This is a genomic window from Micromonospora sp. HK10 (assembly GCF_000982955.1).
Classification (GTDB): domain Bacteria; phylum Actinomycetota; class Actinomycetes; order Mycobacteriales; family Micromonosporaceae; genus Micromonospora.
The window spans coordinates 1-22,999 of record NZ_KQ058855.1 but is presented as its reverse complement, the minus strand read 5'-3'; the positions used below and the strand labels follow the sequence as shown (position 1 = coordinate 22,999).

27 protein-coding genes and 1 pseudogene are annotated in these 22,999 nt (G+C 74.3%); 18 read left to right on the top strand and 10 right to left on the bottom strand.

What is annotated here, in order from left to right:
• Nucleotides 1–33 precede the first annotated feature (33 nt).
• Together LQ51_RS22190 and LQ51_RS22185 are read left to right on the top strand one after the other, a co-directional pair.
• On the top strand, nucleotides 34–453 hold the full coding sequence (locus LQ51_RS22190) for an ATP-binding protein (RefSeq protein ID WP_197087871.1): 420 nt from the start codon (nucleotides 34–36) through the stop codon (nucleotides 451–453).
• 61 nt (nucleotides 454–514) lie between these two features.
• Nucleotides 515–1,399: a DUF5926 family protein gene (locus tag LQ51_RS22185; RefSeq protein WP_046568703.1), complete on the top strand. Its 885-nt coding sequence runs from the start codon at nucleotides 515–517 to the stop codon at nucleotides 1,397–1,399.
• Here LQ51_RS22185 and LQ51_RS22180 read toward each other — a convergent pair.
• Nucleotides 1,386–2,600, bottom strand: coding sequence for an arginine deiminase (locus LQ51_RS22180; protein WP_046568700.1), 1,215 nt, complete (start codon nucleotides 2,598–2,600; stop codon nucleotides 1,386–1,388). The two genes, LQ51_RS22185 and LQ51_RS22180, sit on opposite strands and share 14 nt — an antisense overlap.
• A gap of 163 nt (nucleotides 2,601–2,763) precedes the next feature.
• On the opposite strand from LQ51_RS22180, the gene LQ51_RS22175 reads away from it, so the two are divergent.
• The 4 genes from LQ51_RS22175 to pheA all read left to right on the top strand — a co-directional run bounded on the left by LQ51_RS22175 (nucleotide 2,764) and on the right by pheA (nucleotide 5,831).
• Nucleotides 2,764–3,501, top strand: coding sequence for a hypothetical protein (locus tag LQ51_RS22175; protein WP_046568726.1), 738 nt, complete (start codon nucleotides 2,764–2,766; stop codon nucleotides 3,499–3,501).
• Nucleotides 3,502–3,718: 217 nt separating this feature from the next.
• Complete coding sequence (locus tag LQ51_RS22170; RefSeq protein WP_046568698.1) at nucleotides 3,719–4,171, top strand: hypothetical protein; 453 nt, start codon at nucleotides 3,719–3,721, stop codon at nucleotides 4,169–4,171.
• A 198-nt stretch (nucleotides 4,172–4,369) separates the two neighbouring features.
• Nucleotides 4,370–4,864 (top strand): hypothetical protein, encoded by a 495-nt coding sequence (locus LQ51_RS22165; protein WP_046568724.1) that lies wholly within the window; start codon nucleotides 4,370–4,372, stop codon nucleotides 4,862–4,864.
• A gap of 10 nt (nucleotides 4,865–4,874) precedes the next feature.
• Nucleotides 4,875–5,831, top strand: a complete 957-nt coding sequence (pheA, locus tag LQ51_RS22160) for a prephenate dehydratase (RefSeq protein WP_046568696.1) — start codon at nucleotides 4,875–4,877, stop codon at nucleotides 5,829–5,831.
• Nucleotides 5,832–5,871: 40 nt separating this feature from the next.
• On the opposite strand, the gene LQ51_RS22155 is transcribed toward pheA, so the two are convergent.
• The 3 genes from LQ51_RS22155 to LQ51_RS22145 form a co-directional block, all read right to left on the bottom strand.
• Nucleotides 5,872–6,597: an AIM24 family protein gene (locus LQ51_RS22155; RefSeq protein ID WP_046568694.1), complete on the bottom strand. Its 726-nt coding sequence runs from the start codon at nucleotides 6,595–6,597 to the stop codon at nucleotides 5,872–5,874.
• A gap of 93 nt (nucleotides 6,598–6,690) precedes the next feature.
• Nucleotides 6,691–7,035: a metallopeptidase family protein gene (locus LQ51_RS22150; protein WP_197087872.1), complete on the bottom strand. Its 345-nt coding sequence runs from the start codon at nucleotides 7,033–7,035 to the stop codon at nucleotides 6,691–6,693.
• An 83-nt stretch (nucleotides 7,036–7,118) separates the two neighbouring features.
• Nucleotides 7,119–7,547: an OsmC family protein gene (locus LQ51_RS22145; RefSeq protein ID WP_046568693.1), complete on the bottom strand. Its 429-nt coding sequence runs from the start codon at nucleotides 7,545–7,547 to the stop codon at nucleotides 7,119–7,121.
• A gap of 132 nt (nucleotides 7,548–7,679) precedes the next feature.
• Here LQ51_RS22145 and LQ51_RS22140 point away from each other — a divergent pair, with 132 nt between their 5' ends.
• The 3 genes from LQ51_RS22140 (at nucleotide 7,680) to LQ51_RS22130 (ending at nucleotide 10,219) form a co-directional block, all read left to right on the top strand.
• Nucleotides 7,680–8,420, top strand: coding sequence for a hypothetical protein (locus LQ51_RS22140; RefSeq protein WP_046568691.1), 741 nt, complete (start codon nucleotides 7,680–7,682; stop codon nucleotides 8,418–8,420).
• 165 nt (nucleotides 8,421–8,585) lie between these two features.
• Complete coding sequence (locus tag LQ51_RS22135; RefSeq protein ID WP_046568689.1) at nucleotides 8,586–9,407, top strand: HAD family hydrolase; 822 nt, start codon at nucleotides 8,586–8,588, stop codon at nucleotides 9,405–9,407.
• Complete coding sequence (locus LQ51_RS22130) at nucleotides 9,407–10,219, top strand: HAD family hydrolase (protein WP_046568687.1); 813 nt, start codon at nucleotides 9,407–9,409, stop codon at nucleotides 10,217–10,219. Before LQ51_RS22135 ends, LQ51_RS22130 begins: the two co-directional genes overlap by 1 nt.
• A gap of 50 nt (nucleotides 10,220–10,269) precedes the next feature.
• Here LQ51_RS22130 and LQ51_RS22125 read toward each other — a convergent pair whose 3' ends face one another.
• A complete protein-coding gene (locus LQ51_RS22125; protein WP_046568685.1) occupies nucleotides 10,270–10,860 on the bottom strand; it encodes a bacterial proteasome activator family protein in 591 nt (196 codons plus the stop codon).
• 84 nt (nucleotides 10,861–10,944) lie between these two features.
• Here LQ51_RS22125 and LQ51_RS22120 point away from each other — a divergent pair, with 84 nt between their 5' ends.
• Both LQ51_RS22120 and LQ51_RS22115 read left to right on the top strand, forming a co-directional pair.
• Nucleotides 10,945–11,772, top strand: coding sequence for an alpha/beta hydrolase family protein (locus LQ51_RS22120; RefSeq protein WP_046568683.1), 828 nt, complete (start codon nucleotides 10,945–10,947; stop codon nucleotides 11,770–11,772).
• Between the two features lie 49 nt (nucleotides 11,773–11,821).
• Nucleotides 11,822–13,045 carry an ABC transporter substrate-binding protein gene (locus LQ51_RS22115; protein WP_046568677.1) on the top strand — a complete coding sequence of 408 codons (1,224 nt, stop codon included), beginning with the start codon at nucleotides 11,822–11,824 and terminating at the stop codon, nucleotides 13,043–13,045.
• Between the two features lie 183 nt (nucleotides 13,046–13,228).
• On the opposite strand, the gene ddaH is transcribed toward LQ51_RS22115, so the two are convergent.
• Nucleotides 13,229–14,062, bottom strand: a complete 834-nt coding sequence (gene ddaH / locus LQ51_RS22110) for a dimethylargininase (protein ID WP_369799884.1) — start codon at nucleotides 14,060–14,062, stop codon at nucleotides 13,229–13,231.
• A 59-nt stretch (nucleotides 14,063–14,121) separates the two neighbouring features.
• Between ddaH and LQ51_RS22105 the strand changes: the two genes are divergently transcribed.
• Both LQ51_RS22105 and LQ51_RS22100 read left to right on the top strand, forming a co-directional pair.
• Complete coding sequence (locus LQ51_RS22105; RefSeq protein ID WP_046568673.1) at nucleotides 14,122–14,580, top strand: Lrp/AsnC family transcriptional regulator; 459 nt, start codon at nucleotides 14,122–14,124, stop codon at nucleotides 14,578–14,580.
• A 221-nt stretch (nucleotides 14,581–14,801) separates the two neighbouring features.
• Entirely contained in the window at nucleotides 14,802–15,758 is a 957-nt protein-coding gene (locus LQ51_RS22100; RefSeq protein ID WP_046568670.1) for a zinc-binding dehydrogenase, read from the top strand.
• 114 nt (nucleotides 15,759–15,872) lie between these two features.
• On the opposite strand, the gene LQ51_RS22095 is transcribed toward LQ51_RS22100, so the two are convergent.
• From LQ51_RS22095 to LQ51_RS22085, 3 genes are all read right to left on the bottom strand, one after another.
• Nucleotides 15,873–16,973: a T3SS (YopN, CesT) and YbjN peptide-binding chaperone 1 gene (locus LQ51_RS22095; protein ID WP_046568667.1), complete on the bottom strand. Its 1,101-nt coding sequence runs from the start codon at nucleotides 16,971–16,973 to the stop codon at nucleotides 15,873–15,875.
• Between the two features lie 101 nt (nucleotides 16,974–17,074).
• Nucleotides 17,075–17,332, bottom strand: coding sequence for a DUF6457 domain-containing protein (locus LQ51_RS22090; RefSeq protein WP_046568720.1), 258 nt, complete (start codon nucleotides 17,330–17,332; stop codon nucleotides 17,075–17,077).
• On the bottom strand, nucleotides 17,329–17,928 hold the full coding sequence (locus LQ51_RS22085) for a molybdenum cofactor guanylyltransferase (protein WP_082159587.1): 600 nt from the start codon (nucleotides 17,926–17,928) through the stop codon (nucleotides 17,329–17,331). The genes LQ51_RS22090 and LQ51_RS22085 overlap by 4 nt, the downstream gene beginning before the upstream one ends.
• Nucleotides 17,929–18,122: 194 nt before the next feature.
• Here LQ51_RS22085 and fdhD point away from each other — a divergent pair, with 194 nt between their 5' ends.
• Nucleotides 18,123–18,986 (top strand): formate dehydrogenase accessory sulfurtransferase FdhD, encoded by an 864-nt coding sequence (gene fdhD, locus LQ51_RS22080; protein WP_046568665.1) that lies wholly within the window; start codon nucleotides 18,123–18,125, stop codon nucleotides 18,984–18,986.
• A 143-nt stretch (nucleotides 18,987–19,129) separates the two neighbouring features.
• Here fdhD and LQ51_RS22075 read toward each other — a convergent pair whose 3' ends face one another.
• Nucleotides 19,130–20,197, bottom strand: coding sequence for a DUF4192 domain-containing protein (locus LQ51_RS22075; RefSeq protein WP_046568663.1), 1,068 nt, complete (start codon nucleotides 20,195–20,197; stop codon nucleotides 19,130–19,132).
• Between the two features lie 163 nt (nucleotides 20,198–20,360).
• Here LQ51_RS22075 and LQ51_RS22070 point away from each other — a divergent pair, with 163 nt between their 5' ends.
• From LQ51_RS22070 to LQ51_RS22055, 4 genes and pseudogenes are all read left to right on the top strand, one after another.
• Nucleotides 20,361–21,275: a fructosamine kinase family protein gene (locus tag LQ51_RS22070; protein ID WP_046568661.1), complete on the top strand. Its 915-nt coding sequence runs from the start codon at nucleotides 20,361–20,363 to the stop codon at nucleotides 21,273–21,275.
• The gene (gene moaA / locus LQ51_RS22065; RefSeq protein ID WP_046568658.1) at nucleotides 21,272–22,288 is read left to right on the top strand and encodes a GTP 3',8-cyclase MoaA; all 1,017 of its coding nucleotides are present in this window, start codon (nucleotides 21,272–21,274) and stop codon (nucleotides 22,286–22,288) included. The genes LQ51_RS22070 and moaA overlap by 4 nt, the downstream gene beginning before the upstream one ends.
• Nucleotides 22,289–22,291: 3 nt before the next feature.
• The gene (locus LQ51_RS22060; RefSeq protein WP_046568656.1) at nucleotides 22,292–22,540 is read left to right on the top strand and encodes a MoaD/ThiS family protein; all 249 of its coding nucleotides are present in this window, start codon (nucleotides 22,292–22,294) and stop codon (nucleotides 22,538–22,540) included.
• A 20-nt stretch (nucleotides 22,541–22,560) separates the two neighbouring features.
• Nucleotides 22,561–22,999 (top strand): annotated as a pseudogene (locus tag LQ51_RS22055) (metallophosphoesterase); the annotation flags it as partial.

The following is a 22,999-nucleotide window of genomic DNA, read 5'->3' as shown; positions in this document are numbered from 1 at the left end:
GTGGCGACGGGTTGGGCCGAACGATCGTGGTGCGTGGTGGTGCCCCACCACGCGACCGGTGCCCGCCTGGCCCGGCACCGGCTCGCCGACGAACTGACCGCGCTGGTTTCCCCCACCCGGCTGGCGGACCTCGTGGCGGTCCTCGCCGAACTGGTCGGCAACGCGGTCCGGCACGCCGAGCCGCTGCCCGGTGGCGTGGTCCGGGTCGCCTGGCGACTGCGGGCCACCCGCGACGGCGGGCAGGCCGTCCAGCTCCGGGTGACCGACGGCGGATCGGCCGCCGGCCCGCTGATCCGGCCCTCGCCCCCGGACGCCGCCGACGGGCGCGGGCTGCACATCGTGGCCGGGCTGGCCAGCCGCTGGGGCGTCGAGCGGGACGGCCTCGGCCAGAGCGTCTGGGCCGAGTTCGACCCGGTCCGCTGCGCCCGGCCCGACCTGGTCACGGCCGGTTGACCGGCCCGGCCGGACGGGTCCTGCCCCCGCCGGCGCGTCCCGGCATCTAGGCTGTCTCGCCGTGAGCAAGCGTCGAAAGAACCAGCGGGCCGCCGAACCCACCCCGAAGCGGGAGAAGGTGCGCGACATCTACGTGCCCCGACCGTTCGAGGGTCTGGTCGACGAGCCGGAGTGGATCGCCCTGCGCGAACTCGTCCCGGCCGCCTCCGCGCCGCTGCGGCTGACCCCGGAACTGGTCGAGGAGTACGGCGACCGCCCGGTCACCCTGGCCACCGTGCTGCCGATGGCCGCCCCGGCGATGACCAAGCCCGACGGGCGGGTCCTCATCGGCCTGCAGCGCCACCAGCAGTCGGGCGACGTCTCCCGGGATCTCGCCGACGCGCTGCTCAGCGCCCTGCGGGCCGAGCCGGGCGGGCAGGTGTCGGTGGCCCCGCTGCCCGGCCCTGGGCCCCGCCTCCAGGACGTCCTGGTCGACGGTCCGCTGGAGATCAGCATGCACGACGGCTTCGAGTTCTGGCTCGACCCGGGCGCCACCGACGACCCGACCGTGCAGGCGTCCCTGGAGCGGGCCAACGCGGCGGTCTACCCGACCGTCCGGCTGGCCGCGGCGCGGGCCGCGTACTGGTGCCAGGTGCCGGAGAAGGCGCACGTGCGCTGGGTGCTGCCGGACGACGAGGACGCGGCGCTGGACGCGCTGTCCCGGCTGGGCGCCGCCGGCGCGCTGACCCTCGGCGAGCAGACCCGCTTCGCGGGCATGTTCCGCGCGCACGGCCGCCTGGTGCCGGTCTGGGACCTGCCCGAGGACGTCCCGGCCGCCGACTGGGAGGAGCCGGTCACCGGGTTCGCTAAGCGCTACGCGGAGGCGCTGGCGGAGAAGGAACCGCTGGACGCCGCCGCCCGCCGCGCCCGGCAGGGCCTGCTCGGCCGGCAGCTCACCCTGCGCTGAGCGGTTCGCGGACCAGCGGGCAGGACATACAGCGCGGGCCGCCCCGGCCGGAGCCCAGCTCCGAGCCGGCGATCGCGATCACCTCGATGCCGGCCCGCTCCAGCTGGGCGTTGGTCTCCACGTTGCGCTCGTAGCCCACGCAGAGCCGGGGCGCGATGGCGAGGGTGTTGTTGCCGTCGTCCCACTGCTCCCGCTCGGCGGTGACCGGGTCGAGGCCGGTGTCGATGACCCGGAGCTGGTCCAGGTCCATCGCGTCGGCGGCGGCCCGCAGGAACGGCGCCGGGCCGTCCACCCGCAGCTCGTCGCCGTCCGCCCCGGCGATCACGGTGTACGCGGAGAGCGTGCTGGCGATGTTCGGGTACATCAGCACGGCGTCGACGTCGACCATGGTGCAGACCGTGTCCAGGTGCATGGTGGCCCGCTCCTGGGCGACCGGCACCACCAGGATGGTGTGCGCGAGCCCGGCGGCGAAGACCTGCCGGGCCAGCCGTTCCGCTCCGGCCGGGGTGGTCCGCTCGCCCACCCCGACGGCGAGCACCCCGGGGGCGAGCAGCAGCACGTCGCCGCCCTCCAGGTGCTCCAGCTCCGGGTGGTAGAGGAGACGCGTACCGGCGAAGCGGGGATGGTGGCGGTAGATCGCGTCGGTCAGGCTGGTCTCCCGCCGGCGGGCCGGCATGGCGAGGCTGGTCACCCCGACCCGGTCACCGACCCAGACCGACGAGTCCCGGGTGAAGAGCAGGTTGGGCAGCGGGTCGATGACGAAGTCGTGCCGGTTCATCAGCGTCCACACCAGACCGCCCGGCCGGTCCGGGCCGATCCGCAGCTCCTCGTGGGCCAGCCCGGCGATGAACACGTCGGCGAGCGCGGCCGGGTCGAGGTAGGCCAGGTGGTCGGTGATCCGCCGGCGCAGGGTGTCGCCCAGCCGGGGCGAGCGGAGCACCAGCTCGGTCAGCTCGGCCCGGGCGTCCGGCACGGCGAGCGTCTCGGCCAGCAGGGTCGCCAGGTAGAGCACCTCCACCCCACGGTCGCGCAGGGCGGCGGCGAAGGCGTCATGCTCCTCCTGCGCTCTTCCCACCCATGGGATAGCGTCAAAGAGCAAGGAGTCGTTGTTGCGTGGGGTGAGGCGGGCGAGTTCCGGCCCGGGGCGGTGCAACAGCACGGTGCCGAGCCGACCAACCTCGCTGTCCACGTAGTGGGTCACCTTCGCAGCGTAGGACAGGCTTCCGCACCATCCGGGAAAAGAAGTGTGAATGAATATGGCATTCATCCGCACTCATTCCGGCGCTCCAACTTGCCGAGCCCCCGGGTAGGCAACGTAGGGTAGTGGAGACATAACTTCGAGAGACCTTTTGCCGGAGGTCGCGATGACTGTCTTTCCCGCTCGTCGAGCCGTACCCACCCGGGCACTGCCGCCCGTCGCGGTGCCGCACCCCCGAGCCGAGTCCACCTCGGTGCTCGAACCGGCCCGGCCGACGCCCCTGGAGTGGGCCCGCCGCCGCCGGGCCGAGCGGGGGGCCCGCCGGTTGGAGGCGGCCGGGGCCCGCGCCCTCGGCCAGCTCGACCACCTCGGGCCCGCCTGGCACGTCATCGAATGGCCCCGCACGGACGCCGTCGACGTCCTCCTCGACCGCGGCCAGGACGACCGGGCCGGCTTCCTCGCCATCGGGCCGAGCGGCCTCTTCGCGGTCACCATCGCCGACCACGGCCGAGCCCGGGTGCTCGTCGCCGGCGACGTCGTGCAGATCAATGGCAAGCGCCCGCCCTATGTGGCCGAAGCCCGGCGCGACGCCAAGCGGGCCAGCAAGGCCCTCTCCGATGCGGTGGGCCTGCCCATCCCGGTCACCCCGGTGCTGACCTTCGTCGGCTCCGGGGTGATCAGTGTTTACGGCCTGCCCAAGGACTGCCTCATGGCCACCCACCGGGAGCTGGACCGGCTGCTCGTCGCCGGCGGCAACCGGATCAGCCCGGCCACCGCCGAGAAGCTTTCCCGGGTCGCCCAGCACCCCAACACCTGGCTGAACGGCACGTACCGTCCAGCGGCCGACTACCGGTGGTATGAGGAGGGCCGAACGGCCGCTGACAAGCGCGCCGCCCGGCGGTAACGTCTCCGGCGACGCCACGCGGTCCGCGGATCCGCCCCGGTGGTTCCGTCGGCCACGCCGTCGCCGGCCGCCCACACCGGGGATCCGTCGCGCCGACACCGTCTCCCGTCCGGCCGACGTTCCCGGCAGCACCGACAGCCGCCGGGCCCGACGCGGTCGGCGAGCGGCCTGACGACCGGCTAGCGTGGACAGACCGTCGGTGTACCTAGGAGGCGCGGTGGCCCACGTCGAGCTCTCGCTCTCGGAAGTGTTCGCGCCCGCGGCGGGGATCTCGGCCGAGCAGGAGTCCGACAACGTCGGGCAGTGGTCGGCCACCGTTTCCCGGGCCGCCGAGCCCTGCCTGCTGATCGATGCCGACACCAACGTGCTGGCCATCTCGTCCGCGGGTTGCGCCCTGCTCTGCCTCGGCGCGCCGGAGGACGTCATGGGGCGGCCGTTGCTCGCCGGCGGCCTGCGCCTGGTCGACTTCACCGCCCGCCCCAGCGAGCTGACCGAGCAGGACACCGACAAGATCGCGCCGCTGCTCGCCCTGCACTCCAAGCAGCTCGCCCGGGGCCTGCTGCGGGTCAAGGGGCCGGACGAGGCCGGCACCACGGTCGACGCCATCTCCACGCCGGTGTTCGCCGACGGCGAGGTGGCCGGCTCCCTCACCTTCTTCTCCAAGATCTGACCGCCGGCCCCTCCGGTGCCCGGGTGCGGCCGGCGACGACCGGCACGCCGGCACGGGCCGGGCACCGGGTGCACGAGTGACCTTCACCCCGACCCGGGATCCTCCTACGATGGGCTCGGCCAGCAGGCCAGCACGACATACGTCGATGTCGAGGATCGGACCGTGCCCACCCCACCCTGTTCCGCCGTCCGCACCCGCCTGAGCCTCCCGGCGGCGCTGGTCGCGCTGCTCGCGCTGGCCGGCTGCGGCGCCCCGCCGGAGCTGCGGCAGTCGAGCACCCCGGCGGTCACCGCCACCGCCACGGCCACCGCGACCCCCACCCCGAGCGCGCCGCCGGTAGCCGTGGACACGCCGGCCGCGCCGGCGCCCCTGCCCACCCCCAGCGACCTGATCGCGAGCCCCTGCCCGGCCGGGCCGTCCGGCGACCGGGTGGTGTCGCTGCTGCGCGGCGCGGCCGGCGTCCTGCCCCGGGACGTGCGGGTCCGGGTCCGCACCGGTCCGCTCTGCGCCGGCGGCTGGCAGTACACCGTGCTGGAGGTGACCGGGCACGAGGAACTCCAGGTGGTCACCCAGGGCCGGCCGAGCGCCCTGAAGCTGGTCACCGCCGGCACGGACGTCTGCTCGGTCGAGGTCCGTGCCGCCGGCCCGCCCGGCATCCGTACCCTGGCCTGCGCCGGCACCCCGGGTGCGTAGGCTGGTCGTCATGCCGGGAACACCGCCGACCCGCTTCGTCTACCTGGGTCCCGAGGGCACCTTCGCCGAGCAGGCGCTCCGTACCGTCCCCGCCGCCGAGCGGGGCGACCGGACGCCGGCCCGCAGCGTCGGCGAGGCGCTGGACGCCGTACGGGCCGGGGAGGCGGACGCCGCGCTGGTGCCCCTGGAAAACTCCATCGGCGGAGCCGTCGGGGTGACCCTGGACGAACTGGTCGAGGGCGAGCCGCTGGTGATCACCCGCGAAGTGATCCTGCCGGTGGAGTTCGTGCTCGCCGCCCGCACGGAGACGCCGCTCGCCGCCGTGCGCAGCCTGGCCGCGCACCCGCAGGCCTCCACCCAGTGCCGGAACTGGCTCCGCGACCACCTGCCCGACGCCACGGTGGTCGACGTGCTCTCCAACGGCGCCGCCGCGGCGGGCGCGGCCGCCGGCGAGTACGACGCCGCGATCTGCGCCCCGATCGGGGCCAACCGGCACCGGCTCACCGTGCTCGCCGACAAGATCGCCGACCATCCGGACGCGGTGACCCGGTTCGCGCTGCTCTCCCGCCCCGGCCCACCGCCCCCGCCCACCGGGGACGACGTCACCTCGCTGGCCGTCTACCTCGCCCACGACCGGGTCGGCGCGCTGCTGTCGGTGCTGATGGAACTGGCCGTGCGGGGCATCAACATGTCCCGGATCGAGTCCCGCCCGACCGGAGAGGCGCTGGGCCGGTACGTCTTCTTCCTGGACTGCACCGGCCACGTCGCCGACGTACGCCTCGGCGAGGCGTTGCAGGGCCTGCGCCGGGTCAGCGCGGGGGTCCGCTTCCTCGGCTCCTACCCCCGGCACCGCTGGAGCCCGGCGGCGGGCGAGCGGCCGGTCCCCGCGCCGGCCGGCCTCTCCGACGCCGACTACGCCGACGCGGCGGCCTGGCTGGCCCGGCTGCGTGCCGGCGAGCTGAACTGAGACGCCGGGGACGCCCGGTCGGCGCGGCCCCGGCGCCCGGTCACTGCAGCAGGCCGCCGAGCAGGCCGCCCTGCTGCTGTTGCTGCTGAGCGCCGCTGCCCTGCACCGGCGGCTCCTCCGACGGCTGCACCACCACGAAGCCCTGGCCGGCGAAGCTCATCGTGAACGCCTCCCCGGTGCTGCGCCCGAGCAGCGTGCCGAGGCCGAGCTGCTCGGCTCGGTGGTAGCCGGTCTGCAGGTTGGCCGACCAGCAAACGGCGGCCTGGGGGTCGACATAGGTCGGCGCGTCCACGTTGAGCACCACCGGGGTGCCCTTGGTGGTGATGGCGATCCGGCCGTGGCCGGTGAAGACGCAGTTGAACAGGCCGGAGGCGGCGAAGCCCATGCCACTGACCATCTTGATGTCGTAGCTCAGCGTCGAGTCGAAGGCGAGCACGCTGGAGCCGTTGATCGACAACGCGTCGCCGGGCTCCAGGTCGATGATGTGCACGTCCTTGGCGAGGTCGGCGAGGAAGACGTCACCGCGACCGCTGAGCTTCATCAGCGGGACGCCCTCGCCGGTGAGCCGCTGCTTGATGAACTTGCCGATGCCGCCGGAGCCCAGCGCCTGGAACTGCACCTGACCCTGGTACGCGACCATGGACCCGACCCGGGCCATCGCCTCGCCGTTCAGCTCGATCTTCAGCATCTTGGAGTTCTGGAGCCGCAGGCCCGGCTGCTGGGACTCCTTCTCAAGGTTCTCCGCGGAGAACAGGGCGCTGCGCATGGATTTCCTCCTGCATCGGGGTGTGCCTGCCCCGCAGGTTAGGGGAACCGCGCAACGGCGGGGATCGGCCGAGCGGGGCCCGGTGGGCGACCGTCAGCCCCAGCCCAGGGCGTGCAGACGGTCGTCGTCGATGCCGAAGTGGTGGGCGATCTCGTGCACCACGGTCACCGCCACCTCCTCCACGACGTCCTCGTCGGTGTCGCAGATCGCCAGGATCGGGTTGCGGTAGATGAAGATGCGGTCCGGCAGCACGCCGGAGTAGTCCCAACCGCGCTCGGTGAGCGCGTGCCCCTCGTAGAGGCCGAGCAGGTCCTCGCCCGGAGGCGGATCGTCCTCCACCAGGATGACCACGTTGCTCATCAGCCCGAGCAGTTCCTCGGGCACCTCGTCGAGGGCGTCGCCGACCAGTTCCTCGAACCGCTCCCGGCTCATCTCCACGGCCACCCGCCCGGTCCCTCCTTCACGTCGGCCCGCAGCACGGCAAGGGTGCCCACCCGGGCACCCTTGCCGTGCTGGCGTGGTCAGGCGAGGCGGGCGTCCAGCGAGATCTGCGCGCCGGGGGAGAGCAGCCGGGAGATCGGGCAGTTCTCCTTGGCCGCCTCGGCGAGCTTGGTGAACTGGGCGCCGTCCATGCCCGGGACCTGGCCGACGGTCTCCAGGTCGATCCGGGTCACGGTCATGCCCGCGTCGGTCTTGTCGAAGTGCACCTTGGCGGTGGTCTCCACCGAGCTGTCGGTGGCGCCGGCGTCGGCGAGCTGCTTGGAGAGGGCCATCGAGAAGCAGGCGGCGTGCGCGGCGCCGATCAGCTCCTCGGGGTTGGTCCCCTCGCCCTCCTCGAAACGGGACTTGAAGGAGTAGTTGCCGGTGAGCCCGCCCTTGCCGGTGCGGACCGTGCCGGCGCCCTCGGTGAGGTTGCCCTGCCAACGTGCGGAAGCGGTACGGATAGGCATGGCACCGACGCTAACCGAAACCGGGGCGCGACGCACCGGGCAGTGACGACCGTGCCCGGACTCACGGTCACCGTGCCGGGTCGCCGGCTGTGTCATGATGCGACGCAGACCCGCGTGCGCGGAAGGTGGCCCATGTCCCAGGATCTTCCCATCCCCCGGCAGGACCACCGGTCCGACGACCCGACCGTGCTGGAGTGGGGTGACACGGAGCCGGGCCCGCCCGGCCGCCTCGGCAGCTCACTGGCCGGTCTGGCCCGCGACCACCGCCTGCCGCCGCTGCTCGCCGGGCTCGGCGCGGTCGCCGCGATCGGCTCGCTGGTCGGCGAGTGGCTGGTGATGACCGTTCCCAACAGCGGCCCCGAGGGAAACGTCCCGGTCCGGATCCCCGGCGGGGTCGCGGAGGTCGGCGGCTTCGGGGTGGCGTACCTGGTCGGCCTGCTCGGCCTGGCCGCCGCGGTGGCGTTGGCGCTGCGCGGCACGCCCGGCGTCCGGCACAACGCCCGGGTGGCCGGGCTCGGTCTCGGCGCGGCCGTGCTGACGCTGCTGATCGCCGCGGCCGCCTCCCTCGACCGCACCGTCCAGCGCAGCATCTTCTACTCCGCGGAGGAGGGCTTCCAGGTCGAGTACGGGCGCGGCCTGGTCGCCGCCTTCGCGGCCACCGTGCTGCTCACCGCAGCCCTCTACCTGTCCGACCGGGCCCGAACGGGGCGGCCCGGCCCGGTCGAAGCGGACGCCGCGGCCGATCCGGCCCCGGCGGAGCGGATCCCGAACCGGCGGAGCCGACGCTCCGACGCCGACCGGTTGCCGCCCGCGCCGGCCGACCTGACCGTCCAGCCCACGGTGCCGTTCGCCCGCCCCGAGCCGCCCCGCTGAGTTGGCGGCGCCGACACCCGGCGGCCGCCCCGGGTTGGCGCCGGATTCGCCGGAAAGCCGTGGTTGCGGCGCACCACGCGAGATACGGTTGCTGCCCGCCGTACTCAGGCCGCGGCACCGAGGACCAGGCGGCCGGACGCGACGGCGGCGGGCGAAGGAGGAGCCATGACCCGCCCCGGGCTGCCCAAACTGATCGCCACCGACCTCGACGGCACGCTCGTCCGCAGCGACGACACGGTTTCCGCGTACACCCATGAGGTGCTGGACCGGGTGCGGGCCGCCGGGATCCCGGTGGTCGGTGCGACCGGCCGCGGCCCCCGCCTGACCGAGCTGACCCGCAACGACATCCGGGCCGCCGACTTCCTGGTGATGGCCGGCGGAGGCCGGGTGGTCGACCAGAGCGACCCGGACGGGCCGCTGGTGCTGCGGGACGAGCGCCTCGCCGGGCAGATGCTGGCCCGGCTGCTCACCGACCTGGAGGCCGCGGTCGGCCCGCTGACCGTGATGGTGGAGGCGTCCGACGAGCCGGACGCGCCGCTCTGGGGCGACTACCACCCGAGCTGGCCGTACCAGGACCGGTTCGAGGCGCGCAGCCGCCAGGAGTGCCTCTCCTGCGACGTGATCAAGGCGTTCGCCCGGACCGCCGACCACCACGTGGACGAGCTGCTGGCGGTAGCCCGGCAGATCGTCCCGCCGGAGCTGGCCGCGCTCACCCAGGCCGGGCTCGGTTTCGTCGAGATCTCCCCGCCCGGGGTGGACAAGTCGACCGGGCTGAGCGTGGTCGCCGAACGGCTCGGCGTCGACCCGGCGGAGGTGCTGGTGTTCGGGGACCAACCCAACGACCTGCCGATGTTCGGCTGGGCCGGGTGGGCCCGGGTCGCGGTGGCCAACGCCCACCCGGCGGTCCGGAGCGCGGCCGACGAGGTCACCCTGCGCAACGACGACGACGGTGTGGCGGTCTACCTGGACCGGCTACTCTCCCGGTGATGGGAGATCCACCCCGGCTGGTCGCCACCGACATCGACGGCACCCTGCTCCGCGACGACCGCACGCTCAGCCCGCGTACCGCGGCGGCGCTGGCCCGGATCACCGCGGCGGGCACCCCCGTCGTGCTGGTCACCGGCCGCCCGATCCGCTGGCTGCCCCTGGTGTACGAGCAGCTCGCCGCGCCGCTGCCGGCCGTCTGTGCCAACGGGGCGGTGGTGTACGACCCGGTCGCCGACGAGGTGCTGCGCGCCGACCCGCTCGCGCCCGACCTGCTGGCCGAGGTGGCCCGCCGGCTACGCGCCGAGGTGCCCGGGGTGAGTTTCGCGGTGGAGATCGTGGACAGCCGGCAGATGCGGCACGAGGCGCACTACCCGCTGCGCTGGGACGCCGACCACGACGCCATCCGGGCGATCGAGTCCCCCGACGAGCTGCACTCGGCCCCGGCGGTGAAGCTGCTGGCCCGGGCCGGCGAACAGGACCCGGACGCGTTCGTCCAAGTGGTGGCGGCGGCGCTGGAAGGGCTGGCCGAGGCCACCCACTCGTCGTACAGCGGGCTGGTGGAGATCTCCGCGGCCGGGGTCACCAAGGCGGCGGGCCTGGCCTGGTACGCCGCCCGGCTCGGGGTCGGCGAGCGGGACGTGCTGGCCTTCGGGGACATGCCGAACGACCTGCCGATGCTGACCTGGGCAGGCCGGGCGGTCGCGGTGGCCAACGCCCACCCGGCCGTGCTGGAGATCGCCGACGAGGTCACCGGGCCGAACGACGCCGACGGCGTGGCGGCGTACCTGGAGCAGGTCTTCGGAGTGGCCTGACGGCCCGGGCGCGTCACACCGGCGAGCCGGTGGCGACGCGCCCGGACGGATCAGAGGTACTGGCCGGGGGTGTGGCCCTCGCTGTTCGGCACCATGCCCGGGATGCCCGGCATCACCCCACCGGGGCCGCTCGGGAGCGCGGCCCGGCCGGAGCGCATCTGCTCCAGCTGCACCCGGGCGGCCATCTGCTGGGCGACCAGCGCGGCCTGGATGCCGTGGAACAGCCCTTCCAGCCACCCCACCAGCTGGGCGTGGGCGATCCGCAGCTCGCTCTCGCTGGGCGCCTTCTCCTCGGTGAAGGGCAGTGAGATCCGTTCCAGCTCCTCGCGGAGCTCGGGGGCCAGGCCCTCCTTCAGCTCCACGATCGAACGTTCGTGGATCTCGCGCATCCGGTACCGGCTGGCGTCGTCGAGCGGAGCGGCCTTGACCTCCTCCAGCAGCTGCTTGATCATGCTGCCGATCCGCATCACCTTGGCCGGCTGCTCGACCAGGCGGGTCGGGTCCTCGCCCTGCCCCTCCTCGGTCTGCATCGTGCCGACCGGCCGGCCGTCCGGCCCGACCACCACCACGGTGCCGGGGATGCCATCCTGGCCCTGCTCGTTGTCCGGTCCGACGGAACCTGCTTCGGTCATGGGATCCATCTTTACCCACCCCCACCAGACGCACGCGCCCGGACCGGCTCCCGGGCCCGAACCACCCGGCCGGGGCGCGCTACCGTCGCCGTCATGCCCGCAGACCCACGCGACGTGCTGACCCGGCCGGCCCCGCCGCCGGACGCCACGGTCCGCTACGGCGACCACCCGGAACAGGTGGCGGACCTGCGCCGGCCGGCCGGCGACGGCCCGGCCCGGCCGCTGGTCGTCGTGGTGCACGGCGGCTTCTGGCGGGCCGAGTACGACCGGACCCACACCGGCCCGATGGCCGACGCGCTGGCCGCCGTCGGCCACCCGGTCGCCCAGCTCGAGTACCGGCGCACCGGCCAGCCCGGCGGTGGCTGGCCGCACACCCTGGAGGACGTGCTGGCCGGGGTGGCCGCGCTGCCCGGGTTGGCGTCCGCCGCACTGCCCGGCCGGGTCGCGCCGGTGCCGCCGATCCTGGTCGGCCACTCCGCGGGCGGCCACCTCGCCCTCTACGCGGCGGCGACCGCGCCCGCCACGGTGGGCGGGGTGCTCGCCCTCGCGCCGGTGGCCGACCTCGCCGAGGCGTACCGGCTGGACCTGGATGACGGCGCGGTGGCCGCGCTGCTCGGCGGCGGCCCGGCGGAGGTCCCGGAGCGCTACGCGGCCGCCGATCCATCGGCATTGGTGCCGACGCGAGTACGCACAGTAGTGATGCACGGCACGCTCGACGAGCAGGTGCCGGTGGCCGTCAGCCGCTCGTGGGTGGCCGCAGCCCGCGCGGCCGGCACCCCGGCCACCCTGATTGAGCTGCCCAAATGTGAGCACTTCGGGCTGATCGCGCCCGGCGATCCGGCCTGGCCGGCCGTCGTGGACGCGTTGCGGTCGCTTCACGATGATCTTCCCGCCATTGACGCAGCGTCGCGGACCAGGTAGAACGCCGGAGGGGCCCACACCCTGGCGGCCCCGCTCGGGAAGGAAACTGGTGTCGCAGATGAACCGCAGGCGGGCCCTCCAACTGTTGGCCGCACTGGGTACGACCGGACTGGTGGCCGGCTGTGGCTCCGACACCGACGACGAGGGCGGGACCGCACCCGGGAGCCCCGTCAAGATCGGCCTGATCGTGCCGGGTGCCGGGCCGAACAAGGCCATCGGTGACGACCTGGTGCACGGCTTCCAGCTGTTCCTGAACCTCCACGACCAGCGGCTCGGCGGCCACCCGGTGACCGTCGTCACGGCCGAGGAGGGCAACGACGGCAAGAGCGGTAAGGCCGCCGTGGACCGGCTCGTCAAGGAAGGCGTGGTCGCTCTCACCGGGGTGGCCAGCTCCACCGTGCTCGCCGACATCCGGGACACCGTCGAGCAGGCCCGGGTCCCGCTGATCAGCTCCAACGCCTCTCCGGCCAGCCTCGCGAGCGTCGTCTACATCTGGCGGACCTCGTACGTGCTGGACGAGCCCGGCCGGGCGCTCGGGCAGTACCTGCGGGAGCAGTTCAAGGACCCGTCGACCCGCATCGCGATCATCGCACCGAAGAGCTCGAGCAGCGACGACGTCATCGCCGGCTTCAAGAAGGGGTACGAGAAGGGCCGCGAGCTCACCGAAAAGCCGATCTTCACCCGGGACGACCCCAACCCGGGCAAGAACGCGTACGCCAAGGACATCCAGCGGGCGCTGGAGCAGCGGCCCGACGCCATTCTGTGCAACTACACCGGAACCGCCGCGGTGCAGTTCATCAAGCAGCTCTACGACGAGGGCTACGAGGGGCCGCTCTACGCCCCCGGCTTCCTCACCGAGGGCACCGTGCTGGACGAGCTGGACGACGGCGAGACCGGCAAGCAGCGGAAGCGGATCACCGAGTACGGCATCGAGACCGCGCTGAACTACTCGCCGGATTTGAACAACACGGCCAACCGGGTGTTCGCCTCGGCGTACCGGAAGACGTTCAACGCCTCCCCGACCACCTACGCGATGGCCTCCTACGATGCCGCGCAGGTGCTGGACAAGGCGATCCGGCTGGCCGGCGCGGACCCCACCCCGCAGCAGCTCAACCTGGCGCTCGGCAAGATCGGCCAGATCGACAGCCCGCGCGGGACCTGGCAGTTCAACCAGCCGCGTACCCCCCAGCAGAAGTGGTACCTGCGCAAGGTCCAGCTCGACGGCCGGATGCTGTCGAACGTCGTGATCAACGAGCTGGCCACGCTCGGCTGAGTCACCGCCATACCGCCGAACGGGCGGCCTCCCCGGTGGGGAGGCCGCCCGTTCCATGCGCGGGAGTCGCGCCGGTTGTCACGTGCCCGAGAGGCGCGCCGGTTGTCACACGCGCTGGAGGCGCGCCGGTTGTCACATGCGCTGGAGGCGCGCCGCCCGTCACCTGTGCCGGTGGCGCGCCGGTCAGTGGCGCAGCTCGGCGATGCAGCACTTCACGCTGCCGCCGCCCTTCTTCAGCTCGGCCAGCTCGACCGGGACCGGGTGGTAACCGGCCGCCTTCAGCTTGCCGGCCAGCCGGGCGGCGTCGCCGTTCAACACCACGTTCAGGCCGTCGCTGACCAGGTTCAGGCCGAACGCCAGCGCGTCCTCGTCGTCGGCGAGCACCGCGTCCGGGAAGAGCTGGGCGAGCACCTTCTGACTGGCCGCCGAGAAGGCGCCCGGGTAGTAGGCGATGTTCTCGTCGTCGATCGAGGCGAGCGCCACGTCCAGGTGGTAGAAGCGCGGATCGACCAGGTGCAGCGAGACCACCGGCCGGGCGAGCGCCTCCTGCGCCTCGGCGTGCGCGGCCAGCTCGGTGCGGAAGCCGTGGCCGGCCAGGATCAGCCCGCCGTGCGCCTCCGGCAGGTACGCGAAGTCGCCCTCGCCCTCGTTGGTCTCGCTCGGCGCGATGAACCGCCAGCCGTTCGCCTCGTAGAACGCCCGGTGCGCGGCGGCCTCGGCGGTCCGCTGCTCGTGCTTGAACTGGGCGCCGTACACGGTGCCGTCCACCACGAACGCGCCGTTGGCCGCGAAGACCATGTCCGGCAGCCCGCGCTCGGGGGTGAGCAGGTGCACCTCGTGCCCGAGGCCGACGAGCGTCTCCCGCAGGCGGTCCCACTGCTTGACCGCCAGCTCCGCGTCGACCGGCGCGGTCACGTCCATCCACGGATTGATCGCGTACTCGACCGCGAAGTGCTCCGGCGAGCACATGAGATATGTCCGCTTTCGCGGGACTCGCTGCTGGTTCACGGTCACCAAGAGTAGGTACGGTACAACTTTGGTAACAGCCACAACCATTGCTTCCCAGAGGCGGAACGTTGCAGATAGACGCCGTTGACCAGCGAATCATTGCGCTCCTCGTCGCAGACGCCCGCGCCTCGTACGCGGACATCGGCGCCCGGGTGTCACTCTCCGCCCCCGCCGTCAAGCGACGTGTCGACCGGCTCCGATCCGCCGGCGTGATCCGGGGCTTCACGGCGGTCGTCGACCCGGCCGCGGTCGGCTGGACCACCGAGGCGTTCGTCGAGCTGTTCTGCGCCGGCCGCACCACCCCGGCCCAGATCGGTGCCGCCGCCCGCCGCCACCCCGAGGTGGTCGGCGCGTACACCGTCTCCGGGGAGGCGGACGCGCTGGTGCACCTGCGCGCGGCCGACATCGCCCACCTGGAGGAGGCGCTGGAACGGCTGCGGGCCGAGTCCTTCGTCACTTCCTCGCGCAGCACGATCGTCCTCTCCCGGCTCGTCGAGTCCCCGGGCGTCGGCCCGTCCACCACCTGACCTCCCTGTCCGGACCTGGCCTGCCTCCCCGGGCCCGGCCTGTCCTCCAGGTGGCACCCCGGAACGTGGGTGGTCCGCGCCCCCCGGGGCGTAGGCTGCCCGCCGCCCCGGCTCGGCGGTGCGCGGCGTCCGGCCCTCCCGGGCTTGACCTGAAGCCCGCTTCACGTCGTGCACTGGGTGCCGGTGACCCGGACACGGGGCCGGGTGGGTGAGGAGACGGTATGCGCGCGGTATGGCTGCGGGAGTTCGGCGGGCCGGAGAATCTGGTGCCTGGGCCGGCACCGGATCCGGTGGCCGGGCCGGATCAGGTCCTGATCGAGGTGGCGCACGCCAACCTGACCTTCGTGGAGACGATGTTCCGGGCCACCGGGTTCGGGCCGTACCGCGCGGGCCTGCCGGTGATCCCCGGCAACGGGGTGGGCGGGGTGATCGCCGCGGTCGGCCCGGACGTCAACCCGGCCCGGGTCGGGCAGCGGGTGGTCAGCTCCACCGGCGGCACCGGCGGGTACGCCGAGCGCGTGGTGGTCGACCAGGCGGCACCCGTACCACTGCCGGACGGCCTGCCGCTGGACCGGGCCGTCGCGCTCCTCGCCGACGGCCGCACCGCGCTGTTGCTGGCCGGCGCGGCCGGTCTGCGCCCCGGCCACCGGGTCCTGGTCGAGGCGGCGGCCGGCGGGGTGGGCAGCCTGCTGACCCAGCTGGTGGCGGCGGCCGGGGCCCGGGTGGTCGCCGCCGCCGGCGGCCCGCGCAAGGTCGCCCTGCTCCGCGAGCGCGGCTGCGAGGTGGCGGTCGACTACCGGGAGCCCGACTGGACCGATCGGGTCCGGGCCGCCACCGGCGGTGTCGACGTGGTCTTCGACGGGGTCGGCGGCCCGCTCGCCCGGACGGCCTTCGACCTGCTCGACGCCGGCGGCCGGATGGTCAGCTTCGGGCTGGCCGGCGGCGCCTGGGCGGACATCCCGGCCGGGTTGGCCGCCAGCCGCCGGGTCACCCTGCTCCGCCCGGCCGCCCCGCCGGAGCAGCTGCGCGCACTCACCGAACTGGCGCTCGCCGAAGGGGCGGCGGGACGGCTCCGGCCGCTGATCGGGCAGCGCTTTCCGCTGGAGCGGGCCGCCGCGGCGCACGCCGCGATGGAGTCCCGGGCGACCGTCGGCAAGACTCTGCTCGACGTCCACTGACCCGCCGGCCGACCGGTCACCGCGATGCCCCGCCGCCCGGCCGGCCGCTCCCGGGATCCCTGCCGGCCGGTCGGGCGCTCCCGGGATTCCTGCCGGCCGTGACCGGGGGAATGGTCAGAGGTACATGCCGGTGCGGTGCTCGGACTCGGTGCGGGCGGGCTTGTCGCCCTCGCCGAAGAAGCGCTTGCCGCCGAACTCGCCGTGCAGCCGGTCGTCCAGCTCGTCGGCCAGACCGGTCATCACCTGCACGGCGAGCATCAGGTGGGTGGCCTGGAAGTTGCGGCCGAAGACCGGGATGGAGGCCCAGACCGTGTCGTCGGCGCAGTAGAGGCGGCCGATCGGCATCCGGTTGGTCAACTCGGAGAGCTTCACGTAGAGGCGCTCGGTCGGCTCCACCTCGGTGAGCACCGGGGAAAAGACGTCCACCAGGGGCGGATTGTCCCGGACCCGGACGAAGACCATCGCCGAGCCGGCCCGGATGTTGATGTCGCCGTCCGAGTCGACCTGCAACTGGTCGGACTTCGACTTCAGCATGGTGGAAACGACCGTCCGGACCCGCTCCTCCAGGGCAAGCACGTCGTTCTCGGCGCTCTGCGCGGTGGCCGCGGCGGCCAGCGCCTCGTCGAGGTCGGCCTCCACGTCGCGATCCGGCCCGAACTCGCTGCGCGCGGTGCCCAGCGGCTCCACCGGCAGCGCCTCCCCCTCGGCGTCGTGCACCAGGTAGACCAGGAAGGCGGGGTGCGGCGCGCCGTACACGTCCCGCAGGGTCCGGGACAGCACCGCGGCCAGCCGGGTCGCCTCGGCGACCGCGCAGCCCAGGCCGAACTGCTCACCCGAGCCCTCGAGCACCCCCGGCGGGGACCAGCCGAGCGCGATCATGTCCGCCACGGCGGCCCGGTCCAGCCGGTACCCCTGCGGCAGGGTCGCGTTGCCCACCGCCCGCGCCGACAACCGGCCCTCCGCCCTGACGTCCACGCTGATCGAGTAGACGGCGTCGCCGGTGCCGGAGGCGGTCGGGTCGAGGGTCAGCTCCAGGTGGGCACCCTCGGGCAGCTGCCGCAGCCGCTCGGCGAGCGCGCGCGCGAACTCCCGCCAGGCCTCGGTCACCTTGGCCCGGAGGTCGGCCGTGGTCGGCTCGTCCAGCAGGATCGACTCGTGCTGCTCCGGCGTACCGCCGGCGGGCTCATCGGCCGACGAGGGGTGGTCTGCCGTCATGATCGCCTCCGTCCGTCATGGGTCACCCTACCCACGACCGCCCGGGGTCGAATCACGCCCGACCGGGATCGGACAGCCGGCCGGGGACCGGGCCGCGCCGGTTATCCGGCCGGGCTGCTGCCGTCCAGCTCGACCGGCCAGGAGGCGGCCAGCTCAGCCAGCCGGGCGACGGTCGCGGTCGGCTCCGCGCCCCGCCCGACGGCCAGCCCCAAGAGGTACGCGCTGACCGGGGCGCCCGGCCGGAGCACCTGATGGGCCACGTCCTTGGCCAGGTCGAGCACGGCCGGCACCGGCACCTCGGCCGGGTCCAACCCCAGCTCGGCGCAGGCCGCCGTGACCCAGTCGTCCATCACCGTCATCGCGTCCACTCCTCGGCCCGGCGTACGTCCTCGTCAGTGTCGCAGTCGAACCAGGGCGGCGGCCCGGCACCGGCCCAGGACACCTCCCGCACGGCCAGGCCGGCGAGCAGGCCGCGCACCGGGGCGCCGTCGACCGTGCCGCCGCGCTCCCGGGCGAGCCGGTCGACGGCGGACCGCAGCCCGGCCACCCGCCACACCCCGCAGAGCTGCTGCCGGCGGCCGTCGTCGTCGACGTAGCAGGCGCCGTCCGCGGCCGACCCGTTCAGCGCGGCCAGCAGGTCGGCCACCGCCGCCGGGGTGAGCAGCGGCAGGTCGCCGGCGAGCAGGGCGACCGTGCCGGCGTCGGGGCCGAGCAGCGCCAGCCCGGCGGCCGTGGCGGCGACCGGACCACCGCCGGCGGGCCGTTCGCGGGTCACCCGCACCCCGCCCGGGACCGGGCCGGCCGGGCCGACCACGATCCGTGGCACGGCGTCGGCCACCGCGGCCAGCACCCGGTGCAGCATGGGCCGGCCGCCGACCGGGCGCGCCGGCTTGTCCACCCCGCCCATCCGGCGGGCCGCGCCACCGGAGAGCACGATCGCCGCGTACGCCGTCACCGGGCCACCGTAACCAGCACCGGCCTCCCCCGCCGAAGTCAGCACCGGCCATCCCCGCCGAAGCCAGCACCGGCGTCCGCTGAAACCGGCACGGTCTCCTCCGCTGAACCGCACCGGCCTCCCGCGCCGACATCCGTGGCGGGCGACCGGCCGTCGTGGTGCGGACCGCTCGACGGGCGGGGCAGGATGACGGGATGGGACGGGCGACTGACCGGCGCGGTGTGCTCCGGATCGATCTCGACGCGGCGGCCGACGGGCGCGCCCGGGTGCGCCGGCAGGACACCCTCGCGGTGGAGGAACCGCTGGAGATCCGCGTCGGCCGCGCCGGTCCGGGCCGGCGCGAACCGCTCGCGGTGACCATGCGGACGCCCGGTGACGACCTGGACCTGGCCATCGGTTTCCTGCTCACCGAAGGGCTCATCCGGTCCGCCGAGGACGTGCACACCGCGCAGCTCTGCGCCGGGGCGGAGACCCCGAACACCTACAACGTGGTCGACGTGGTGCTCGCTCCCGGCGTGCCGGAACCCACCACCGACCCGGCCCGCAACTTCTACACCACCAGCTCGTGCGGGGTGTGCGGCAAGGCGAGCATCGACGCGGTCCGGACCCGCTCGCCGTTCCGGCTCGAGGACGATCCGCTGGGCGTACCGGCCGAGCTGCTCGCCGCCCTGCCGGACCGGCTGCGCGCCGCGCAGCGCGCCTTCGACCGGACCGGAGGGCTGCACGCGGCCGGGCTGTTCACCGCCGACGGCGAGCAGGTGGTGCTGCGTGAGGACGTCGGCCGGCACAACGCGGTGGACAAGGTGGTCGGCTGGGCGGTGCGGGAGCACCGGCTGCCGCTGACCGGGCACCTGCTGATGGTCTCCGGCCGGGCCAGCTTCGAGCTGACCCAGAAAGCCTGGATGGCCGGGGTGCCGCTGCTCGCCGCGGTCTCCGCGCCCAGCACCCTCGCGGTCGAGCTGGCCGAGGAGGCCGGGATGACCCTGGTCGGTTTCCTGCGCGGCCGGACCATGAACGTCTACACCGGCCCGCACCGGGTCACCGAACCCGCCGGCTGATCCGGCCCGTCCCGGCGGCGGCATCCGCCGGCCGACGGGGACCGAGGGCTGCGGCGGCAGGGCCGCATCAGCCCTCCAACGTGGTGCGACACGACCTGCTGGCGCAGCTGGCCGGCTTCGAGCTGGAGTCCCGGACGGCGGCATCAGGCGCTCCGGCGGGTCGGGCGGCGGCGACCGTCGCGGCGGCGGGCGCGGCGGCGGACCACGCCGGGAAAGGCGACCTCCGGCCACCCGTCGAGCCGGGACGGGGGCAGCCCCTGGCGGAGCATGTCGTCCAGGAGCAGCGCGAGCGAGTAGTCCGGGTGGGCGGCGAGCACCCGCTCCAGCGCGACCACGGCCAGGGCACCGTAACCAGCCCGCCAGGCCGCGAAGGCGAGCAGGCTGCCGGGAGCGGCGATCAGCTCCGGCTCGGCCCGACGCAGCACCTCGGTCCAGAGGCTGATGTCGGCGTCCCGCCCGTCGGTGCGTTCCCAGGCGTGGTCGCGAACCTCCAGCCGGGTGAGGAGCACGGTCAGCCAGGCCACCTCGTCGTCGCTCAACCGTTCGCCCCGGCGGTGCCGGCGGAACGCCACACGCACGGCGGCCACCCCGGCGGAGCGTACGGACCGACCGCCGACGAGCGCGGGCTCGTCCGCCTCCTCGGCCAGGGCGGCCAGCCGCCGGCGGGCCCGGGCCGTCGCCCGGCCCATGGCCACCCGGACCGGCCCGCCGAGCGCGGACACCTGGGCGGTCAGCGCGGCCCGGTCGGGCAGGGCGACCTGGCCGGCGAAGACGGCGGTCGCGCTCACCTCGCTGGCAGCCGGGTCGTAGGGGGTGCCGTCGGGCGGGCAGCAGGACGGCTCGGTGCAGAGGTAGGACCACCAGCGTCCGTCGGTCACCCGCAGCGCGTCGAGGACGGTCAGCCCGGCCGCGTCCAGGGCCTGGCCCACCGCGTCGACCGCGCCGGTCACCCGGTCGGCGGGCCCGTAGCCGAGCACGGTGGCGGAGTCGGTGCCCTGCCGCGCGATCACCTGCGCCAGGTGCCGGGCGGGCGGCCGGGGGTCGGCGCCCGGCTCGGGCAGGTCGCCCCGGGCCGCGAAGACGACCTGGCGCCCCCGCAGGGCCACCACGACCACACTGTCGGCGGGATGGAAGCCGAGCAGGTACGGCACGGCGGCGATCAGGTCGGCGGGGGAGCGGACGGCGAGTCGGGGGTGGTCGGCGGAAGTCATGCCGGGAGCGTGCGGCGACCGGGGCATGCCGCGACAGGCCCTGTGGACGACACGCTGGTTGTCCACAGATACGGAGAGTATCTGTGCAGGTCAGCGCGGAACGGATACCGCCGGGAAACGCGCACGGGCCGCGACTGTCGGTGCGACGGACTACCTTGCGCTCATGGACCTGGCGTACCTGCGGGCACACCCGGAGCACCTGCCGACCTTCCTGACCCACCAGCGGATCCGGGAGACACCGGTCTCCGGCGGGGACATCTGCGCCGCGTCCCGGCTCACCCTCGACGACGGGCACTCGTTCTTCGCCAAGACCTGGCCGGAGCGGGCGGGGCGGCCGGTGCCGGCGGGCTTCTTCGCCGCCGAGGCGGCCGGGCTGCGCTGGCTGCGCGAGGCGGGCGCCGTCGCTGTGCCGGAGGTCATGGCGGCGCTGCCGGAGCTGCTGGCGCTCGACTGGATCGAACCGGGCGAGCCGACGCCCGAGGCCGCCGAGCGGTTCGGCCGGGAGTTGGCCGCTCTGCACCGGGCCGGGGCGCCGGCGTTCGGCGCCGACTGGGACGGCTTCATCGGCACGCTGCCCCAGGACAACACGCTGGACCCGGGCCCGTGGTCGGCGTGGTTCGCCCGCCGCCGCCTCCTGCCGTACCTGCGGATGTCGGTCGACGACGGTGCGCTCGGCACGAAGGAGGCCGGCCTGGTCGAGCAGGTGATCGACCGGATCGGCGAGTTCGGCGGCGACGAGCCGCCGGCCCGGATCCACGGTGACCTCTGGGCCGGCAACGTGCTCTGGGGCATGCACGACCGGGTCTGGCTGGTCGACCCGGCGGCGCACGGCGGCCACCGGGAGACCGACCTGGCCCAGCTCGCTCTCTTCGGCGGCCCACCCCACCTCGACCGGATCCTGGCCGGCTATCAGGAGGAGTGGCCGCTCGCCGACGGTTGGCGGGACCGGCTGCCGCTGCACCAGTTGCACCTCCTGCTGGTGCACAGCTCACTGTTCGGGACGGCGTACCGGGATGCGGTCGCGGACGCCGCCCACCTCGCGCTCAGCGGGGTCCGAAGCGCTACGGTCGACGGGTGACCACCGCCCGGACGAGGACCGACGGGGTCCTCGTCGACCGCTACGGCCGGGTCGCCCGGGACCTCCGGGTCTCGCTGACCGACAAGTGCAACCTGCGCTGCACCTACTGCATGCCGGCGGAGGGCCTGCCCTGGCTGGCCGGCCCGCAGCTGCTCGACGACGACGAGATCATCCGGCTGATCCGGGTGGCGGTGCAGCGGCTCGGCATCACCGAGGTCCGCTTCACCGGTGGGGAGCCGCTGATCCGGCCCGGCCTGGTCCGCATCGTGTCCGCCGTGGCCGCGCTCGAGCCCCGGCCCCGGATCTCGCTGACCACCAACGGCATCGGCCTGGACCGGCTCGCGCCGGCCCTGCGCACCGCCGGCCTGGACCGGGTGAACGTGTCGCTGGACACCCTCGACCCGGCCCGGTTCGCCGAGTTGACCCGGCGGAACCGGCACGCCGACGTGCTGGCCGGGCTGGCGGGCGCGGTCGAGGCCGGGCTGACCCCGGTCAAGGTCAACACGGTGCTGATGCGCGGGATCAACGACGACGAGGCGCCCGACCTGCTCCGGTTCGCCCTGGAGCACGGCTACGAGCTGCGATTCATCGAGCAGATGCCGCTGGACGCCCAGCACGGCTGGGACCGCGGCACGATGGTCACCGCCGAGGAGATCCTCGCGGCGCTGAACGCGGCGTTCACGCTCACGCCCGACCCGACCGAGCGTGGGGCGGCCCCCGCCGAGACCTGGCTGGTCGACGGCGGGCCGGCCCGGGTCGGGGTGATCGGCAGCGTCACCCGCCCGTTCTGCGGGGACTGCGACCGCACCCGGCTGACCGCCGACGGCCAGGTCCGCGCCTGCCTCTTCGCCACCGAGGAGTCCGACCTGCGGGGCGCGCTGCGCGCCGGGGCGGACGACGCCGAGCTGGCCGACCGCTGGCGTACCGCGATGTGGGGCAAGCGGGCCGGGCACGGGATCGACGATCCGTCCTTCCTGCAACCCGCCCGCCCGATGTCGGCGATCGGAGGCTGACCGGTGCAGTTGACCGTCCGCTACTTCGCCGGGGCGCGCGCCGCCGCCGGCCGCGCCGAGGAGACCGTCCCCGCCGCCGGACGCTCCCTCGACGAGCTTCTCGACGAGCTGTCCGCGCGGCACGGTGACCGGCTCGCCGTGGTGCTGAAGGCGGCGAGCTTCCTGGTCGACGGCGTGGCCTGTCATGATCGTCAGACCCCGCTGCCAGCCGGCGTGACGGTCGACGTGCTGCCGCCGTTCGCGGGCGGCTGAGGAGGACCTGCGTGTTGGCGATGGCGATGTTCCTGGGCTTTGCTGTGCTCGTCACCGCCCTCATCCACCTTTACCTGTGGAAGCGCCTGGTCCGGGACACCACCCGGCCCGGGCGACTCCGGCGGGCCGGCGGGATCGTGGCGCTGCTGCTGGCGCTGCTGGTGCCGGCCACCATGGCGGGAACCCGCAACGGTATGTACTGGCTGGCCTGGCCGGGCTACCTCTGGCTGGCCCTGATGTTCTACCTGCTGGTGCTGCTGCTGGTGCTGGAAGTGCCGCTGGCGGTGGCGAAGCTGGTGGTGCGCCGCCGCGAGCGCGCCGCCACCACCGGCGCGGTCGGCGAGCCGGCCCCGGTGCCGGCGGGCGTCGGCGGTCGCGCGGACAGCACCGCGACCGGCCCGGTCACGGAACCGGCGGCGACCGGCCCCAGCGCCACCTCGCCCGCCGCGCCGCCGTCTT